An 18,053-nucleotide genomic window follows, 5' to 3' on the forward strand; every position below is an offset into this window, starting at 1 on the left:
TAGAAGGACCGCTGCAAAGGCGGTCCCGTCCGAGTTTACCCGCCCCGGCCGCGGCTCCCGCCAAGGGCGGGAGAAGCTATGGTCGGATCAGGCCGTGGTCACCCGGACATGGAGGTCTTCCTCCGGAGGAGTCCAGGTCGTGGGATCGGCATCAACCTGCTCGCCGGAACGGATGTCCTTGACCTGATGTTTTCCGTCGTTATCGGTGAACCAGACGAAGGGGATGCCGCGCCGGTCGGCGAACTTGATCTGCTTGCCGAACTTCTCGGCCTTGGCTGCGACCTCGGTAGCGATGCCGCGGCCACGCAACTGGGCCGCGATGTCCTGGGCCGCAGACCAGCTGTCGTCGCTATTCAAAGCAACCAGCACTGCAGTCGGCGCAGCGCGTGAGGCCGTGGCAAGTTCCTGGCTGAGGATGCGGGACACCAGGCGCGTCACGCCGATCGAAAGCCCGACGCCGGGGAACTTGCGGTTGCCCTTGCTCGCCAGGGCATCATATCGGCCGCCGGAACAGATCGAACCGAGCTGCTCGTGTCCCACAAGGACGGTCTCGACGACGGTGCCGGTGTAGTAATCCAGGCCACGGGCAATGCTCAGGTCAGCGACCACCTTGCCCGGGGCACGCTGAACGGCTGCTTCGATGACCTGTTGAAGCTCGCTCAGGCCTTCTTCGAGGAGGTCATCCTTCACCCCGAGTGCGCGGACCTGTTCGACGAAGGAGGTGTCCTCGGTGCGGATCGTGGCGAGTTGCAGGGCCAGGGCCGCCTGCTCATCCGTGGCGCCGAGCTCAGACTTGAGCAAACCGGCTACCTTGTCGGCACCGATTTTTTCCAGTTTGTCGATGCTGCGCAGCACGCCGGCGGTGTCCGTCAGGCCAATGCCGCGATAGAAACCCTCGGCCAGCTTCCTGTTGTTGATCCGGAGCCGGAAGTCCGGAATGGGAAGGGCGCTCAGGGCCTCAGCGATGACCAGCGCAATCTCAACGTCATAGCGGAACGGCAGTTCGCCGTCGCCTACCACATCGATATCAGCCTGGGTGAACTCGCGGGCCCTGCCTTCCTGGGGGCGTTCACCGCGCCACACTTTCTGGATCTGGTAGCGGCGGAACGGGAAAGCCAGATACCCGGCGTTTTCCACGACATAGCGCGCAAACGGAACGGTCAGATCGAAGTGCAGTGCAAGCGCGTTGGGGTCGGACTTATCGGAACTGCCCTGCTTCGCAGCCTCGCCCTCATCATCCTGGAGACGGCTCAGGCCATAGACCTCTTTATCGATCTCGCCCTTGCGGAGCAACTGGCCGACCGTTTCGACCGCGCGTGTCTCAATGGAAGAGAAACCATGCAACTCGAATGTCTTCCGGAGCGTATCCAGCACATGGAGTTCCACCAACCGTTCCTGGGGAAGCCACTCGGGGAATCCGGACAGGGAGGCGGTACGTGCCATGGTGGAATTGTCTCCTCGAAGAAAGCTGACCCGGGCCTCGGCGCCATGCTTTAAACGCCCGTTCGGCGTTTAGAGGGCGGGCGTCCAGCCGGTCATGCATAAACTATGTGCGGCAGCCAGTTTATGCTTTCCGCGCGTGCACATCTAATGCAGCATGCCGGGTTCCTGTCGGCAGCCATCCGAAGCGGACACAATCAGGAGGACTCTTGGCAACAAGGTCGCGGGATGACCGCGAAGCGAAACGTCGCATCAGGCAAATGGAAGCCAAGCGCGCCCTGCGGCAGGAACAGGGAAAGCGCCGCAAACGCGACAACATCATTGCCATCGGCGCCGGTGCTGCCTCCGTGGTCCTTGCCGTGGTGCTCCAGCTGACCGTCTTCAGCTCCAACCCCACGGAAGACGAGTTCGCTGCCGCAGAGGCGGGCCTGAATTCGCCGTCGGCATCCCCGGCAGCGTCCAACGGTGCCGACATTCCCAGCCCGGATACAGCAGCCGGCAAAACGTTCACGGGCGAGCTTGCCTTGAACAGCGGCGTCGTGGGAGTCGAATTGAACGGTACAGCGGCACCGCAGGCGGCTGCTGTCCTGAAGTCGCTCGCTGATGCCGGTTACTACACAGGGGCCAACTGCCACCGGCTGACCACTTCCGAGACCTTTGGCCTCCTGCAGTGCGGCGCTAAATCAGAGGACGGCGCAGACGACCCCAACTATCGCTGGGGTCCACTCGAAAACACGCCGGCAGACAACAAGTACCCTGCCGGAACCATCGCCGTCGCCCGTACGGGCAACAATGCCTACGGCAACGGGCACCAGTTCTTCATTGTCTATAAGGACACCACCATCCCAGCCGACACGGCTGGCGGATACACCGTTGTTGGCAAGGTCACCAGCGGGTTGGACGTCGTGACGAAGATCGCCGCTGCCGGCCTCAAAGCCGGCGGAAACAGCAGCGACGGCGCCCCTGTGGCACCTGTCACGATAGACTCGTTTTCTCTGAAGTAACCAGCCCCGGGCCCAGGCCCGGGGTGCATTGCCTTAGCAGTCCCTCCAAGCGAAAGACTTTTAGCGGTGACAGACAGTCAGAAATCCGACGAAACAGCAGCAGTGGCCAACGATGAAGCGGTCGAGGTGATCGAAGCCACGGATGCCGGCGCTTCCCCCGAAGCAACCCCCGCTTCGGCTCCCAATGAACCCGCGGCACCCCGCCCCGCGCCGTCGGCAGCGCCGTCGCCCGCGGCTTTTGCGGCACGCCCCAAGGCACCCGCTGCTGTTGTTCCTGCCGCACCCGCAGTATCTGCCGCGTCGCTGGCAGAAGCAGCAAAGTGGGGACGGGCAGAAGGCGACGGCCACGTCTTCCTCACGCTCGATGGTGAGGAAATCGCCGTCGGACAGTACCCGGGAGTCAGCCCTGACGAAGCCCTGGGCTATTTCGCCCGGAAGTTCGACGACGTCATCGCCCAGGTAGTCCTCCTGGAGCACCGGGTGGAGTCCAAGGCGCCGGCAACAGACATGCAGAAGACGGTCACGCACCTGCGCGAGCAATTGGCCGAGCGCAACATGGTGGGCGATATCCGTTCCGCCGAGGCCCGCCTGGATGCCCTGTCAACGCAGATCGTGGAATTGGAGAAGTCTGAGAAGGCTGCCCACGAGGCCGTTCGGGCCAGTGAGCTTGCCGCGCGGGAGGCCATCGTGGCCGAGGCGGAGACCATTGCCGGTCAGGATCCTGCGCAGATCCAATGGAAGACCTCCAGCGCGCGGATGAACGAGCTGTTCGAATCCTGGAAGTCCGCACAGAAGAGCGGCGTCCGGCTCGGCCGCAGCAACGAGGACGCACTTTGGAAGCGCTTCCGCTCGGCCCGCACCGTTTTCGACCGCCACCGCCGCGCCTACTTCTCCCAGCTGGACAGCAACAATTCTGCTGCCAAGTCCGCCAAAGAGGCCCTGATCGCAGAGGCCGAGGCTCTTTCCTCGTCCACTGACTGGGGCTACGCCGCCGGTGAATACCGCAGGCTGATGGACCAGTGGAAGGCCACCCCGCGCGCCAGCCGCAAGGATGACGACGCCTTGTGGGGCCGCTTCCGTGCCGCCCAGGATGTCTTCTTCAGCAATCGCCAGGCCGCCAATGACCAGATTGACCAGGAATACACAGCGAATCTGGCCGTCAAGGAACAACTCGTGGTCGAGGCCCAGGGCTTGCTGCCCATCAAGGACCTCAACGCCGCCAAGAAGGCCCTCCAGTCCATCCGTGATCGCTGGGAAGATGCCGGCAAGGTCCCGCGTGCTGACATGGGCCGGATCGAGGCAGGCCTTCGCAAGGTGGAGGATGCTGTCCGTGAAGCCGAGGAAGAGAAGTGGCGCCGGAGCAACCCGGAAACCAAGGCACGCACGAACAGTGCCCTGACGCAGCTCGAAGCAGCCATCGCGGGCCTCAAGGACGACCTTGACAAGGCTGAAAAGGCCGGCGACCAGCGACGCATCAAGGCTGCTCGTGAAGCTTTGGAAGCACGCCAGGCCTGGCTCGACCAGATCCAGCGTTCGGCCAGCGACCTCGCATAATTCCTTCTGACGCTGTTGCAGGCTCCGATCCGGTTATCCACATAGCCGGATCGGAGCCTGTACTCGTAGGGGGCCCCACGAAATGATCGGTGGATGGTCCCCGCTCTCACATCCCCGCAATTGCTGGACCCGGTTATTCCGGAGCTCTATGCCCCTGGCCGCATCTTCACGTGGAATGAACTGCAGGGCATGGCGTTCGACGGCATCCTGATGCCCCTCTACGGCAAGAACTATTCCTCCCCTGGTGTGGCCATCACCCACCGGCTGCGCGCCCGCGCAGCCGCACTGAGCGTGCCTGAACGTATCCGCACCAAAGTTGTGGCCGGCAGGCTCACTGCCGCCTGGATCTATGGCTGTGCCAAACCGCCGGAGAAGTTGTCCCTGCTTGTGGATGCCAAGCACCGCATTTCCAGCCTTCGCGGCACCCTGCCCTGCAGCCTCCATGAAGTACGGCTGGGGCAGATGGATGTCGTCAGTCTCGGCGGGATGCTGGTGAGCACCCCGCTGCGTACCGCGGCGGACATTGCGCTCCACGTCGAGTCTGAACGTGCCCTGCCGGTGCTGCGTCGGCTCCTGGACAGACAGGAACTGGGCGTACGGCTAAGACTTCTTGTCCTGGCAGTCGAGGCAGCTCCCCGGGTCCCCCACAAGAAGCGCGCCCTGGCCACCCTGGCACAGTTGATGCCGGCAAATGCTATCGGCTAGCAGCAAACCGCTAGCTCCGGCGGCGGTTACCCGTGGTGCGGTAGACGTCGAAAACACCGTCAATGCGGCGCACAGCATTCAACACGTGGTGAAGGTACTTGGGATCACCCATCTCGAAGGCAAACTTCGAGATCGCCACCCTGTCGCTGGACGTGTGGACCGATGCAGCAAGGATGTTGACGTGGTTCTCCGAGAGGATCCGCGTCACATCCGAAAGGAGCGATTTGCGGTCCAGTGCTTCGACCTGGATCTCCACCAGGAACACGCTGGACTGCGTAGGTGCCCATTCGACGTCGACGATCCTGTCAGGCTGGTCACGCAGCCCCGAGACATTGGTGCAGTCTGTCCGGTGCACGGAGACACCGGAACCGCGCGTCACGAAGCCAAGGATGGGATCCGGAGGCACAGGTGTGCAGCACCGGGCCAGCTTGACCCATACGTCGCCCACGCCCCTGACGATGACGCCAGAGTCCGAGAATTTGGACTTCGCTACCTGGGTCGGGATGCTGACTTCGTCAAGATCCTCATCCGGAGTCTCATGGCCGCCCAACTGCTCCATGAGCTTTTCCATGACTGACTGGGCCGAGGTATGACCGTCACCAACGCCCGCATACAGTCCGGAGATGTCGACGTAGTGGAAATCCTCGGCGACGGAAGACAAAGCATCATGGGTCATGAGCCTTTGCAGGGGAAGGTTCTGCTTCCGCATGGCGCGGGTGAGCATGTCCTTGCCGCGGTCGATCGCTTCTTCGCGACGCTCCTTGGTGAACCACTGCCTGATCTTGTTGCGGGCACGCGCGGATTTGACGAAGTGCTGCCAATCCTGGCTCGGACCGGCACCTTCGGCCTTGGAGGTGAAGATCTCCACCCAGTCGCCATGGTTCAGTTCACTGTTCAGCGGCACCAGTTTGCCGTTAACCCGTGCACCGATGGTGCGGTGTCCCACTTCCGTGTGGACGGCGTACGCAAAGTCCACAGGGGTTGAACCCGCTGGCAGCGCCATGACTTCGCCCTTGGGTGTGAAAACGAAGACTTCGCGGGCGTTGATCTCGTAACGCAGGGAATCCAGGAACTCGCCCGGATCGGAGGTCTCCTGCTGCCAGTCCACCAGGGAACGAAGCCAGCCCATGTCGCCGTCGCGCGGGCTGCCCGGGCCCTGTGCCGTCCGGTTGGGCTGGTCCTTGTACTTCCAGTGGGCGGCCACGCCATACTCTGCGCGGCGGTGCATCTCGTGCGTGCGGATCTGGATCTCAACAGGCTTGCCGCCCGGACCGATCACCGTGGTGTGCAGAGATTGGTACATGTTGAACTTCGGCATCGCGATGTAGTCCTTGAACCTGCCTGGCAGCGGGTTCCAGCGCGAATGCAGGGTGCCAAGGGCCGCGTAACAGTCGCGGACGGAGTCCACCAGCACCCGGACGCCCATGAGGTCGTTGATGTCGTCGAAATCCTTATCCCTGACGATCATCTTCTGGTAGATGGAGTAGTAGTGCTTGGGACGGCCCGTGATGGTCGCTTTGATCCTGGCAGTCCGGAGATCGTCGGCGATCTGGTTCCGGATGACGCTCAGGCTCTTCTCGCGCTCCGGCGTGCGGTCCCCCACCATCCGGACGATTTCCTCGTACACCTTGGGGTAGAGGGCTGCGAACGACAGGTCCTCAAGCTCCCACTTGATGGTGTTCATGCCCAGGCGATGAGCCAGCGGGGCAAAGATCTCCAGCGTTTCACGTGCCTTGCGGGAGGAAGACTCGGCTGAAACGAAGCGCCAAGTGCGTGCATTGTGCAGGCGGTCGGCCAGCTTGATCATGAGGACCCGAATGTCCTTGGCCATGGCCACGACCATTTTGCGGACGGTCTCAGACTGGGCTGCCTCGCCAAAGCTGACCTTGTCCAACTTGGTAACGCCGTCCACCAGCATGGCAACCTCAGGGCCAAAATCCCGTGTCAGGTCCGCCAGGGTGTATGGAGTGTCCTCCACGGTGTCATGGAGGAGGGCAGCGGCCAACGTGGTGCCTGTCATGCCAAGTTCAGCCAGGATGGTCGCCACGGCCACCGGGTGGGTGATGTAAGGATCACCGCTCTTGCGCTTCTGTCCCTGGTGGCTGCGCTCGGCGACTGCGAACGCCCGTTGGATCAGGTCAAAATCTTCTTTGGGGTTGTTGGCCCTGACGGTCCGCAACAGCGGCTCGAGGATCGGAGAGTACGGAGCTACGCCCCGCCCGGTCAGGCGCGCGAGGCGCGAACGCGTGCGTTCCCGCCGGCCCGGAAACGTGGGACGGGCTCCCGGCATGTCCACCGGCACTGCTCCGGAGGCCCGGGCGGGCACGCCCGTTACAGGGACCGCCACAGCTTTGCGGTCGTCTTCCCCGCCCGCCGGTGGTGCCGACGTCGCACGTTCTTCCACAGAAGTACCCCTCACAACCGATTTAATTCTCCCAGTCTATTCCCGGAAGCGAATGCTTCTGCAACTGGACAGCACATGACGATCGGGCCGGCAAGTCAAAGAGCCGGCCACCGCACTGTGGCGGTGACCGGCTCCCTTGGACAAATACAGCTCCGTTGCCGCCTAAACGGTGGCTTCGGCGCGTCGGTGGGCTACCTTCTTGGCCTGCTTGACGAGCTCGGGCTCACCCTGGCGCAGCCAGGCGTAGAGCGGGGCCGCGATGAAGATGGTTGCCGCGGTGCCAATGAGGATACCCACAAACAAGGCCAGCGACAGGTCGCGCAGGGTGCCCGCGCCCAGGAGTCCTGCCCCAATGAAGAGGATCGCGGCCACCGGAAGGACAGCCACCATCATGGTGTTGATGGATCGGACCAGGGTTTGGTTGACGGCCAGGTTGACCTCTTCGCCGAAGGTACGGCGGGTGGACGTTGTGATGTCCGACGTGTTTTCGCGGATCTTGTCGAAGACCACGACGGTGTCGTAGAGCGAGTAGCTCAGGACGGTGAGGAAGCCGATAATCGCCGACGGCGTCACTTCGAAATCGCTCAGGGCGTAGACGCCCGCAGTGGTGAACATCGTGACGAGCATGCCGACGAGGGCCGACAAGGACATCTTCCAGGTCCTGAAATACAGGGCCATGAGGACCGCGGCCAAACCGACGAAGACCACCAGGCCGATGAGGGCCTGACGGGTCACATCCTGGCCCCAGGTCGGTCCGACGAAGTTGGAGGTGACTTCGTTCTCCGTCACACCATAGGCGCTTGTGAGCCCGTCCTTGATGCGGTTGGTCTCGTCATCGGTCAGCTGGTCCGTCTGGATGCGCATGGTGTTGCCGGCCACGTTTGCGACACGCGGAATGGCATCAGGCACGACCTCGTGGACTGCCCGCTCCCCCAGCGCTGCGTCTGTGGTGCTCACGTTTGAAACCGTGAACTCCGAACCGCCGCGGAATTCGATACCGAGGTTGAAGCCACCCTTGACCACCGGGATCAGGATGGACAACGCCACGGCGACGGCCGCGATGATGAACCAGATCTTCTTTGAATTGACAAAGTTGTAGGAACGTTTGCCCGTGTAGAGCTCATGGCCGAAGGTTGCGAAGCTCGTAGTCATTACTTCTCCTCCTTGCTGCCGTTGGAAGAACCAGTCAGTTGGCCCTTCGCGGCAAGCCGCCGTTCGGCGATGGTCATGCGTCGTTCCGCTTCAGCGGCCGCCCCGGCGTTGCGGGGGCGGACCGGCGTCGGCTTGTCATCCGGGGTCCGGAGCCGTCCGGCCCCCCGGTACAGCGGTACCGCACCCAGACGGTCGGGCGACAGTCCGGAGAACCGGTGTCCTTCGCCGAAGAACTTGGTACGGGCCAGGACCTGCAGCATCGGGTGCGTGAACATGAACACAACAAGGAGGTCGGCAAGGGCCGTCAGGCCCAAGGTAAAGGCAAAGCCACGGACGTTTCCGACAGCCACGAAGTACAGGACCAGCGCGGCCAGAAGGTTGACGGCTTTGGAAGCCAGGACCGTGCGCTTGGCGCGCTTCCAGCCGTTCTCGACGGCGGACACCAGTCCGCGCCCGTCGCGCAGTTCGTCACGGATACGTTCGAAGTAGACGATGAACGAGTCGGCGGTCTGACCGATAGCCACAATCAGACCTGCGACACCTGCCAGGGACAACCTGTAGTTCTCGGTCCAGCCGAGGATTGCGATGGCAAGGTACGTCAGCAACCCGGCCACTACCAGGGAAGCGATGGTAACGAGTCCCAAAGCCCGGTACTGGAAGAGCGAGTAGACAACCACCAGCAGCAAGCCGATCATGCCGGCAAGCAAGCCAAGACGGAGCTGGTCCCCGCCAAGGGTGGCCGAGATTTGCTCCTGGGACTGGATCTCGAAACTGATCGGGAGGGCACCGTAGCGCAGCTGGTCGGACAGGGCCTTGGCACTGGCTTGGGTGAAGTTGCCGGTGATCTGCGGCTTTCCGTCGGTGATGACGGCAAGGGCACGCGGTGCTGAAATCACTTTGTCATCGAGGACAATGGCGAACTGGGACTTCGGGTCTTCCGTGCCTTGCGCCTGTGCGGCCACATAGAACTGGTTGAGTCGTTCGGTGACTGCCTTGAACTTCGCAGTGGCGTCACCGTTGAAGACGATGTTCACACCCCAGGAGTTGGTCACCGAACCCTGTGCACCCTGAACCTGGGAGAAGGTGGAATCGCTGATGTCCTGGCCCTTGACCTCTACCGGGCCAAGAATGTACTTGACGGCGGGAGTCTTATCCGTGGCAGGCTCACAGGCCACCAGCGGCTTGGCTGGATCGGAGCGGTCGCGCTTCTCCGTGGAGGGATTGACGCAATCCAGCGCTTCGAATTCCTTGACGACATCGCCCGTGACCCAGTTGTTGTCGCTGGCGTTGGCCGGCTCTGCGGTCGGCTTGGGCAGCTTGTCATCCGGTGTCCGCTGTTCTGCGGGAACGGCGGCGGGGTCACCAGCGGCGATAACGGGGCGGAAGTTCATGTCCGCGGATGCCTGGATGAGGTCCCGGGTCTCCTTTGAGGGAGTGCCCGGCAGGCTGACCACCACATTGCGGCCGGACTGCGTGCTGATCTCGGCCTCGGCGACGCCGGAACCGTCAACACGCTGGCGGATGATCGCCACAGCCTGGTTCAGCTGCTCCTCATTGATGTCGCTTGCACCCTCCACCCGGGGTGCCAGGATCATCTGGGTTCCACCTTCGAGGTCCAATGCGAGCTTGGGCGCCCAGCTCGCATGGCCGGTCATCACCCCGCCAGCCAGGACAGCGGTGAGTACAACGAAAATTGCTCCAAGCCAGGTCAGCACCCTGCGGGCTGAGTTTTTGGGGCCGGTCCGTGCCATTATCGATCTTCCTGTTATCGCCGGACAGCCGCCGGCGGAAGCTGGTAAGCGTCTGCCGGCGGCTCTCCGCTGCCGTAGAAGTTTCCTTGCGCGGTGATGCCGCGACTGACGGTGCTAGTTGTCCTTCTTGTCCTCTTTGTTGAGGCGCGCGATGGTCTCTTCCGGAGTCTCGACTGCCGAAGGGGTTTCAGTACCCGCAACGGTCAAGGAAGAAGCGTCATCAGGAACCACCGGGGCTTCCTCAGGAGCAGCCTCAACCACCTTGGTGACAGCCTGGCGGTGGACTGTGGCCTGGTTGCCCGGCGAAAGCTCGATAACGACCTTGTTTTCCGCTTCGTCGATGGACACGATCCGGCCGAAAAGGCCGAAGCTGGTCATGACGTCGACGCCCGGAGCGAACTTGGACTGCATCTCAGCCTGCTGCTGCTGGGTCTTCTTGTTGCGGCGGAACATCATGAAGACAAAAAGTCCAACCATGACGAACAGCAATATGGTCATTGGATCCACAGGGAAGTTCCGTTCTGTACTTACGTTTTGGTCCACGGCAACGTCCCTGGCAGATCCGCGAGGCTGGCGCATGGATCAAGGACTCGAACGTGCCGAGCGTCATACCAGTCTAGAGGGAAAAGCTGAACACAGCGTGTTAACCGGCTGTATCGATGCTTTCGGCGTGGTTTTCGTCCTCGTCAAAGAGCGCAAGCGTCTCTTGTCCGAACACGCCGGTCGGTACCGCGTACCCCAGGTGGGTCCAGGCCGAAGCCATGGCGATCCGGCCCCTCGGCGTCCGCCCCAGCAGCCCTTCCCGCACCAGGAACGGCTCCGCCACTGTCTCGACAGTCTCCGGTTCTTCACCAACAGCGATCGCCAGGGTGGATAGTCCCACGGGGCCGCCGTTGAACTTGGTGATCAGGGCTTCCAGGACGGAACGGTCCAAGCGGTCGAGGCCGCGCTGGTCCACCTCATACATATCCAATGCAGCGGACGCTGACCGGGCGTCGATCTGATCAATACCGTGGACCAAAGCCCAGTCGCGGACCCGGCGAAGCAGCCGGTTGGCGATACGCGGTGTACCGCGTGACCTGCCTGCTATTTCCGTGAACCCGGCCGAATTGACCTTGAGGTCCAGCAAACCGGCCGACCGGCGGAGGACAAGCTCAAGTTCAGCCACGGAATAGAACTCGAGGTGCCCGGTGAAACCGAAACGGTCCCTCAACGGGCCGGGGAGAAGCCCTGCCCGCGTGGTGGCACCCACCAGGGTGAAGGGCGGCAGCTCCAGAGGGATGGCGGTAGCGCCGGCACCCTTTCCGACCACGATGTCCACACGAAAATCCTCCATGGCCATGTAGAGCATTTCTTCTGCCGGCCTGGACATACGGTGGATTTCGTCAAGGAACAGCACCTCGCCCTCCGACAAGGAGGAAAGGATGGCCGCCAGGTCACCTGCATGCTGAATGGCCGGACCGCTGCTGATACGCAGCGGCGCGTTCATTTCCGCCGCGATGATCATGGCCAAGGTGGTCTTGCCCAGGCCCGGTGGACCGGACATGAGCACGTGATCGGCACTGCGTCCACGCATTTTGGACGCCTCGAGTACCAAGGCAAGTTGTTTGCGGACCCGGTGCTGGCCCACGAAGTCATGCAGGTTCTTCGGACGGAGCGCGGCCTCAATGACCCGCTCTTCCGGCTCCTCTCCCCCGCTGACCAGTGACTGCTCAGCCACGGGAGCCTACGCGGTTACCGGCGCGTGCGCCGTCCTGGCCAAGCCAACGCAGGGTGGCCCGGAGGATCTGCGCGACGTTGCCGGCCTCCACAAGTTCGGGCGAATCAGCCATGGCTTTGTCGATGCTTCCGGTGGCGTCCTTCTCCGACCATCCCAGGCTGGTCATCGCAGCAACAACCTGCGGCTTCCACTCAGCCTTGATGGCGGATTCCGGAGCAGCACCACTTCCGGTACCGTGCGGGACCAGCTTCCCGGCAAGTTCAAGGACAATCCTGCCCGCAACCTTGGGTCCGATGCCCGGCACCTTGGTGAAGGCCTTGCTGTCGCCGGTATGCGCCGCGACGCGGATGGCTTCGGGCTCGTGCACCGCCAGAACAGCGAGGGCCAAACGCGGGCCGACCCCGCTGACACTAAGCAGGACATCGAAAACTTCGCGTTCGTCGTCGTCCGCGAAGCCGAACAACGTGAGGGAGTCTTCCCGGACGATCATGGAGGTAAAAAGTTTGGCTTCAGTGCCCACGTGGAGGTGGCTCAAGGTCTGTGGTGTGGCGTAGACGCTCATGCCGGCACCGTTGAGGTCAATGACGGCGGTGGACAAACCAACGTGGGCAACGGTTCCACGAAGAAAACTGATCAAGACCCGGCTCCTGAGTTATTGCGGCGTTATTGCGGCTAAAGCGGACTATCCGAACATATCTACGAATACCCTAGCAAGCGCAGCCGGCAATCACCGCTTGCGGCGCGCTTTCGCTTCGGCGTCTGCCCATGCTTTTTGCGCCGGCGTCAGGGATCCGGTGCCGGACGCAGCACCCATTCCGTTGCCTGCACGCCAGGCATGCGTCAAAGCCAACGCGAGTGCGTCCGCGGCGTCTGCCGGCTTGGGCGGGGCGTCCAGACGCAGGATCTTGGTCACCAGCTTGGTCACTGCGTCCTTGTTGGCTGTACCGCTGCCGGTCACCGCGGCTTTTACTTCCGACGGGGTGTGCAACGCCACAGGGATGCCGCGGCGGGCCGCGGCGGCAATGACGACCCCGGAGGCCTGCGCAACGCCCATGACAGTGCTGACGTTCATCTGGGAGAAAACCCGTTCGACGGCGACGACGTCCGGCTTGTGCAGGTCAAGCCACTCATCGATGGCGTGGGCTATGACCAGCAGGCGCTTGTCCAGCGTTAGTTCAGCGGACGTACCCACCACTCCGACGGCGACCATGGTGGCCCGCCGGTTCCGCTCGATGTCTACTACACCGATACCGCAACGGGTAAGGCCCGGATCGACTCCCAATACGCGAAGAGTCAAGTCCGGGCCTTCCTGTTTGTCATCAAAATCGAGTGCTGCCACGCCTACTCGGCGTCGAGGGCAGCCTGCACTTCCTCGCTGAAGTCCGCGTTGCTGTAGACGTTCTGGACATCGTCCAGGTCCTCGAGCGCGTCGACGAGCTTCATGAACTTCTTGGCACCATCGACGTCCAGCTCCACCTGCATGGAGGGAACGAACTCTGCTTCGTCGGTTTCGTAGTCGATCCCGGCTTCCTTGAGGGCATCACGGATGGCCTGGAGGTCCGAGGGTTCGGAATGGATCTCCCAGTTGTCCCCGCTGTCCTTGACCTCCTCCGCACCGGCGTCCAGGACGGCCATCAGGATGTCGTCTTCGCTGAGACCGTTCTTCGGCAGAACCACCACGCCCTTGCGGGCGAACAAGTAGCTGACGGATCCCGGGTCTGCGATGGTCCCGCCGTTGCGCGAGATGGCCAGGCGCACCTCGGAGGCCGCACGGTTCTTGTTGTCGGTAAGGCACTCGATCAACAAGGCCGAGCCCTGCGGTCCGCGGGCTTCGTACATGATCTCGGTGTAGTCGACGACCTCGCCGGTGAGGCCGGCGCCACGCTTGATGGCGCGGTCGATGTTGTCGTTGGGCACCGATGTCTTCTTGGCCTTGGTAACGGCGAGTTCCAGGCCCGGGTTGCCGGCCAGGTCCGGTCCACCCATGCGGGCAGCAACTTCGATGTTCTTGATCAGTTTTGCGAACGACTTTGCACGCCTGCTGTCAATGATGGCTTTTTTGTGCTTGGTGGTCGCCCATTTGGAGTGGCCTGACATGCTTTACGCTTCTCCTCTGATCATTCGAATAAAGAGTTCATGCACACGCTTCTCCCCTGTCACTTCCGGGTGGAAGGAGGTGGCCAGCAAATGGCCGGAGCGCACTGCAACAATTCTAGCCACTCCATGCAAAGCGGCGGTGTGGCCGGCATGGTCAGGATCGACCTGTGCCAGGACGTCTACTCCAGGACCTACCCGCTCAACCCAAGGTCCGCGGATGAACACGGCATGGACAGGGTCCACTCCGTCCTCGTCGGCGCTGAACTCCAGTCCCTTGAAATCGAGGTCCGTTTCGAAGGATTCCCGTTGCCGTCCGAAAGCGTTGCGGCGAACGGTGATATCCAGGCCGCCGAACGTCTGTTGCGGGTTTCCCTGCAGGTCGGTGGCAGGGTCTGCGATCTCTTCGGCCAGCAGAATCATGCCCGCGCAGGACCCGTAGACCGGAAGGCCGTCGGCTATCCGCTTTTGGATGGGATCACGGAGTTCAAAGATCCGGGACAGTTTGTCGATGGTGGTGGATTCGCCACCGGGGATGATCAGGCCGTCGATCCCGTCCAGCTCGGCAGGCCGGCGGATACCCACGCCTACAGCTCCAGCGGACTCGACGGCATGAATGTGCTCACGGAAATCGCCCTGGAGTGCCAGGACGCCGATCCGGAGGCCTGTACCCACGCGTGACGAAGCGTCGGAAAGGGGGTTGGTCATTGGACCATCATAGTGCTCCCGCCCGCACAGCCGGCTTCGGTCAGTGCTCTGCGACCTGAGGCGACCCGGGTTCCATGCCGCGTCTGGGATATATTACAGAGCATGCTTTCCTTCAGCGTTCCCCTCGGCAAGCTGGTCCGCACTCTGTCCCGGCTGCGGGGCGGCGGGTCGGCGTTTCCCGGGCTTGTGGTCGAGAAGATCGACCCCCGGTTCATGCAGCGAACGCTGGCGTCACTGCCGCACGGTGTCGCCGTTGTCAGCGGCACCAATGGCAAGACCACAACTACCAAGATGGTGGTGGAACTCCTCGAAAGCCAGGGCCTGAAGGTCTTCACGAACCGTTCGGGCAGCAACTTCACCCGCGGAGTAGCTGCGTCCCTGCTCGGAGAGGTCGATTGGCGGGGACGGCTTGACGCCGATATCGCCATTCTTGAACTCGACGAAGCACATGCCGTCCACTTCGTTAACAAGGTTCCTCCCCGTTACAGCCTGCTGCTGAATGTCCTCAGGGATCAGCTGGACCGGTTCGGCGAGATCGACAAAACGGCCCGACTCCTGGAGCACATTGCATCCAAGACCACCGACACCGTCGTCCTGAACCGGGAAGACCCCCGCGTTGCGCGGATAGCCAACATCGTCAACAGCCTCGATGCCGTTCATCACCCCGAGGTGCGGTACTTCGGTCTGGACGAGTCACTCCGCAGCACCTTCCCGAACGACGACGAAATGCGAACAGGCAGTGGGCCCTCCCCGTCCGGCACGTCCGTGGCCGCAGCGTCCGGTGAGGCAGTCGACTTGCCGGATGCCGACGTCGTGCTTCGCCGGGTAGGTGCCCAGGACGCAGACTTTGAGTTCGACGGCAAGACCGTGACCACAACCATGAAGCTGCGCGGCGTTTACAACATCTTCAACGCTGCCGCGGCGTTGTCGCTGACCCGCGCAGTTCTGGGAACCGGCCCCATTGACACCCCAAAGCTCGTCAAAGCCCTTGGCGACGTCGCCCCTGCATTCGGACGCGGTGAAAGCCTCACGGTGGATGGCCAACCGCTCGAACTCGTGCTGGTAAAGAATCCCAGCGGTTTCCGGCTCGGCCTGAAGTCGTTCCCGGCCGGCGGCTACGCAACCATGATCGCGATCAACGACAACTATGCCGACGGCAGGGACATGTCGTGGCTGTGGGACGTGGAGTTCGAGTCCCTGCGCGAAGGCGGAGTAGAGGTTCTTACGGGGGTCAGGGCCTACGACATGGCCCTCCGGCTGCAGTACGACGACGTGCCCTTCGGCGCCGTGGAGCCGGATATAACAGCAGCACTTCGGACCTTTATCGACGGCTCCCGCGGCAAGCCCAAGCGCATTTTCTGCACGTACACATCAATGCTGGCCATCCGCCGCGAACTCGCCAAAATCACCATAGTTGAGGTGGTCTCATGACCTCGGAAACCCAGCCCACCGCCCATTCACCGGAGGAGAGCGTCCAGTCCACCAAGGGCACTATCCGCGTCCTCCAGCTGTACCCGCGCGAAATGAACATCTACGGCGACTGGGGCAACGCCCTGGTGCTGAAGCAACGGATCAAGTGGCATGGCTACACGCCGGAGCTGCTGGAGTACAACGTGGGAGATGATTTCCCGGACGACGTCGACATCATTGTGGGCGGCGGCGGGCAGGACAGCGGCCAACTTGTCATCCAGGATGACCTTCAGGCGCGCGCGGAGCAGTTGAGGGAGCTGGCCGACAACGGCGCCCCAATGTTGGTGATCTGCGGCCTTTACCAGCTCTTTGGAAAGTTCTTCAAGACCAGCACCGGACCCACTATCCCCGGGATCGGGATTCTGGATGTCGAAACCCAGGGTACGGATGAACGCCTCATCGGCAACGTGATCATGAAGTCCGCCGAATTCGGCGACATCATGGGCTACGAGAACCACAGCGGTCAGACCACCTTGGGTCCTGGCGTACAACCTCTGGGGACAGTGACCAAAGGTGCGGGCAACAACAGCAAGGACGGCCATGAGGGCGCCAGGTACAACAACGTCGTGGCCAGCTACCTGCACGGTTCATTGCTGCCAAAGAACCCGGCCATCGCCGACTTCCTGATCCGCACGGCTGCGGAGCGCAAGTTCGGCACTTTCGTGCCGGGATCGCCCGACGACGACTACGCCCGCCTCGCGCGGGAACACGCCGCCCGCCGTCCCCGCTAGGGGCTATTTCTCCTTGGTGATCAGCAGTTCATGTGCACCTGCACTGGCTGCGCCCATGGATTCGACAACGGTTTGGGTCCTCTGGCGGGTTTCGGCGTCGGCCGCGGGTGTGGCACACACGCCTTGCGGGGCATCGCTGGCCACTGAACACCAACGGTAGGGGTCCCGGACAATCACCGAGGGCGCCCACGCGAGGTCGGAGGCAGTCCAGGTGCCTGCAGCGTTTTGGCTGAACTGTGCCCTGACCAGCAGCCCTTCGTTGTTGACCACGTACCACGGTGACAATTCCGTGATGCCGTTGCCTAGCCCGTACACGATCCAGGTGCCTTTGTAGTTCTCGATGGGCAGCACGGAGTGGGTGTGATGCCCATAGATCATGGTGAACTGCCCGCTGTCCACGAGTGCATGCGCCACATCCTGCTGTTGGGCATTGGGTTCGCTCGCGTATTCGTCACCCGCGTGCATGACTCCCAGGACAATGTCAGCACCGAGGGCCCTGGCTTGGGTTGCCTTGGCAATCATGGTTGCAGGGTCGAGTTCGTCCACAAGCCAGGGGTATTCCGGAATCTGTCCGTTGTGGCCATAGGTTCCGATGATGACCGCGACCTTGGCCGCGTCGGTCTGGAGCATCAGGATATCCTTGGAGGCAGCCTCCGTCCGGTAGGAACCGGTGTGCTTCAGCCCTGCGGCATCGAGGGCATCAAGGGTCCTGAGCAGACCCTCAGTGCCGCGGTCAATGGTGTGGTTGCTCGCGGTGGTGCAGGCCTGGTAGCCAATGTCCTTCGAAGCGGTGACAATCTGCGGCGGTACATTGAACGACGGGTAGGCCGAGAAAGGCCCTTCGGGCGTTGCCACCGGAGTCTCCTGGTGGCAGATGGCGAGGTCGCTGCTGTTGACGTAGCGCCGCTGTCCTTCGAGGAGCGGGACGAAGGTGTAGCCGGGCAAGCCAGCGGCGGCGGCGTCTGCCCTTGCCTGCTGCCATAACTGGGTGTGGACCAGCATGTCGCCCGTCACGGTGATGGAGGTACAGCGGAGTTCAGGGCAGGCAGGTCCCTTGCCTGGAGTTGGATTCGGAGCGGGCGTACGTGTGGGCATCGGCGACTCCGCCGCGGGCGACGTTGCTGCGGTGCTCCGGTCCGGATCTGTGTTCTCGGCTACGACGCCACAGGCGCCAAGGGTCATCGCAAGGGCGACCACTATGGCAGGCGCTGCCAATCGGCGAAGCCGGATCCATCTCGTCGCAGATGTGAGATTCCCCATGATTTTCATCCTACGGCGAAGTCGTGCCGAAGCAGGCGTGCCGCTCTTGAGGACACGATT

General features: G+C 62.5%; 16 protein-coding genes. 5 read left to right on the forward strand and 11 right to left on the reverse strand.

The genetic code is table 11. From position 1 onward, the window contains the following. Positions 1-87: 87 nt before the first annotated feature. Positions 88-1,443 carry a histidine--tRNA ligase gene (gene hisS, locus HMI60_RS03890; RefSeq protein WP_193590598.1) on the reverse strand — a complete coding sequence of 452 codons (1,356 nt, stop codon included), beginning with the start codon at positions 1,441-1,443 and terminating at the stop codon, positions 88-90. A 206-nt stretch (positions 1,444-1,649) separates the two neighbouring features. Here hisS and HMI60_RS03895 point away from each other — a divergent pair, with 206 nt between their 5' ends. The 3 genes from HMI60_RS03895 (at position 1,650) to HMI60_RS03905 (ending at position 4,703) form a co-directional block, all read left to right on the forward strand. Then, the gene (locus tag HMI60_RS03895; protein ID WP_026267165.1) at positions 1,650-2,444 is read left to right on the forward strand and encodes a peptidylprolyl isomerase; all 795 of its coding nucleotides are present in this window, start codon (positions 1,650-1,652) and stop codon (positions 2,442-2,444) included. A 66-nt stretch (positions 2,445-2,510) separates the two neighbouring features. Beyond that, positions 2,511-3,998, forward strand: a complete 1,488-nt coding sequence (locus HMI60_RS03900; RefSeq protein WP_018777753.1) for a DUF349 domain-containing protein — start codon at positions 2,511-2,513, stop codon at positions 3,996-3,998. Positions 3,999-4,091: 93 nt separating this feature from the next. Then, complete coding sequence (locus tag HMI60_RS03905; protein WP_110504694.1) at positions 4,092-4,703, forward strand: hypothetical protein; 612 nt, start codon at positions 4,092-4,094, stop codon at positions 4,701-4,703. A gap of 10 nt (positions 4,704-4,713) precedes the next feature. Here HMI60_RS03905 and HMI60_RS03910 read toward each other — a convergent pair whose 3' ends face one another. The 9 genes from HMI60_RS03910 to pdxT form a co-directional block, all read right to left on the reverse strand. After that, positions 4,714-7,107 carry a bifunctional (p)ppGpp synthetase/guanosine-3',5'-bis(diphosphate) 3'-pyrophosphohydrolase gene (locus HMI60_RS03910; protein ID WP_018777755.1) on the reverse strand — a complete coding sequence of 798 codons (2,394 nt, stop codon included), beginning with the start codon at positions 7,105-7,107 and terminating at the stop codon, positions 4,714-4,716. 162 nt (positions 7,108-7,269) lie between these two features. Further along, the gene (gene secF, locus HMI60_RS03915) at positions 7,270-8,259 is read right to left on the reverse strand and encodes a protein translocase subunit SecF (protein ID WP_018777756.1); all 990 of its coding nucleotides are present in this window, start codon (positions 8,257-8,259) and stop codon (positions 7,270-7,272) included. Continuing rightward, positions 8,259-10,010: a protein translocase subunit SecD gene (gene secD, locus HMI60_RS03920; protein ID WP_055975962.1), complete on the reverse strand. Its 1,752-nt coding sequence runs from the start codon at positions 10,008-10,010 to the stop codon at positions 8,259-8,261. The genes secF and secD overlap by 1 nt, the downstream gene beginning before the upstream one ends. A gap of 114 nt (positions 10,011-10,124) precedes the next feature. After that, on the reverse strand, positions 10,125-10,508 hold the full coding sequence (gene yajC, locus HMI60_RS03925; RefSeq protein ID WP_193590599.1) for a preprotein translocase subunit YajC: 384 nt from the start codon (positions 10,506-10,508) through the stop codon (positions 10,125-10,127). Positions 10,509-10,653: 145 nt separating this feature from the next. Beyond that, positions 10,654-11,730, reverse strand: coding sequence for a Holliday junction branch migration DNA helicase RuvB (ruvB, locus tag HMI60_RS03930; protein WP_018777759.1), 1,077 nt, complete (start codon positions 11,728-11,730; stop codon positions 10,654-10,656). Next, positions 11,723-12,367, reverse strand: coding sequence for a Holliday junction branch migration protein RuvA (gene ruvA / locus HMI60_RS03935; protein WP_018777760.1), 645 nt, complete (start codon positions 12,365-12,367; stop codon positions 11,723-11,725). The genes ruvB and ruvA overlap by 8 nt, the downstream gene beginning before the upstream one ends. A 90-nt stretch (positions 12,368-12,457) precedes the next feature. After that, positions 12,458-13,027 carry a crossover junction endodeoxyribonuclease RuvC gene (ruvC, locus tag HMI60_RS03940; RefSeq protein ID WP_064722285.1) on the reverse strand — a complete coding sequence of 190 codons (570 nt, stop codon included), beginning with the start codon at positions 13,025-13,027 and terminating at the stop codon, positions 12,458-12,460. Positions 13,028-13,071: 44 nt separating this feature from the next. Next, positions 13,072-13,827, reverse strand: coding sequence for a YebC/PmpR family DNA-binding transcriptional regulator (locus HMI60_RS03945; RefSeq protein WP_018777762.1), 756 nt, complete (start codon positions 13,825-13,827; stop codon positions 13,072-13,074). A 3-nt stretch (positions 13,828-13,830) separates the two neighbouring features. Further along, the gene (gene pdxT, locus HMI60_RS03950) at positions 13,831-14,532 is read right to left on the reverse strand and encodes a pyridoxal 5'-phosphate synthase glutaminase subunit PdxT (protein WP_018777763.1); all 702 of its coding nucleotides are present in this window, start codon (positions 14,530-14,532) and stop codon (positions 13,831-13,833) included. Between the two features lie 102 nt (positions 14,533-14,634). On the opposite strand from pdxT, the gene HMI60_RS03955 reads away from it, so the two are divergent. Together HMI60_RS03955 and HMI60_RS03960 are read left to right on the forward strand one after the other, a co-directional pair. Beyond that, positions 14,635-15,963: a Mur ligase family protein gene (locus HMI60_RS03955; protein WP_079581376.1), complete on the forward strand. Its 1,329-nt coding sequence runs from the start codon at positions 14,635-14,637 to the stop codon at positions 15,961-15,963. After that, positions 15,960-16,733, forward strand: coding sequence for a type 1 glutamine amidotransferase (locus HMI60_RS03960; RefSeq protein ID WP_064722214.1), 774 nt, complete (start codon positions 15,960-15,962; stop codon positions 16,731-16,733). Before HMI60_RS03955 ends, HMI60_RS03960 begins: the two co-directional genes overlap by 4 nt. Before the next feature lie 3 nt (positions 16,734-16,736). Here HMI60_RS03960 and HMI60_RS03965 read toward each other — a convergent pair whose 3' ends face one another. Further along, on the reverse strand, positions 16,737-18,002 hold the full coding sequence (locus HMI60_RS03965) for a CapA family protein (protein ID WP_193590600.1): 1,266 nt from the start codon (positions 18,000-18,002) through the stop codon (positions 16,737-16,739). Positions 18,003-18,053 lie beyond the last annotated feature (51 nt).

Source organism: Paenarthrobacter sp. YJN-D, assembly GCF_015040335.1.
GTDB lineage: Bacteria > Actinomycetota > Actinomycetes > Actinomycetales > Micrococcaceae > Arthrobacter > Arthrobacter nicotinovorans.

What these genes read in the sequence shown, in the direction of transcription:
- pdxT (WP_018777763.1), bottom strand. Translation starts at nt 14,532, where the DNA reads ATGACCAACCCCCTTTCCGACGCTTCGTCACGCGTGGGTACAGGCCTC.
- HMI60_RS03955 (WP_079581376.1), top strand. Translation starts at nt 14,635, where the DNA reads ATGCTTTCCTTCAGCGTTCCCCTCGGCAAGCTGGTCCGCACTCTGTCC.
- hisS (WP_193590598.1), bottom strand. Translation starts at nt 1,443, where the DNA reads ATGGCACGTACCGCCTCCCTGTCCGGATTCCCCGAGTGGCTTCCCCAG.
- HMI60_RS03905 (WP_110504694.1), top strand. Translation starts at nt 4,092, where the DNA reads ATGGTCCCCGCTCTCACATCCCCGCAATTGCTGGACCCGGTTATTCCG.
- secD (WP_055975962.1), bottom strand. Translation starts at nt 10,010, where the DNA reads ATGGCACGGACCGGCCCCAAAAACTCAGCCCGCAGGGTGCTGACCTGG.
- secF (WP_018777756.1), bottom strand. Translation starts at nt 8,259, where the DNA reads ATGACTACGAGCTTCGCAACCTTCGGCCATGAGCTCTACACGGGCAAA.
- HMI60_RS03945 (WP_018777762.1), bottom strand. Translation starts at nt 13,827, where the DNA reads ATGTCAGGCCACTCCAAATGGGCGACCACCAAGCACAAAAAAGCCATC.
- HMI60_RS03960 (WP_064722214.1), top strand. Translation starts at nt 15,960, where the DNA reads ATGACCTCGGAAACCCAGCCCACCGCCCATTCACCGGAGGAGAGCGTC.
- yajC (WP_193590599.1), bottom strand. Translation starts at nt 10,508, where the DNA reads ATGACCATATTGCTGTTCGTCATGGTTGGACTTTTTGTCTTCATGATG.
- HMI60_RS03965 (WP_193590600.1), bottom strand. Translation starts at nt 18,002, where the DNA reads ATGAAAATCATGGGGAATCTCACATCTGCGACGAGATGGATCCGGCTT.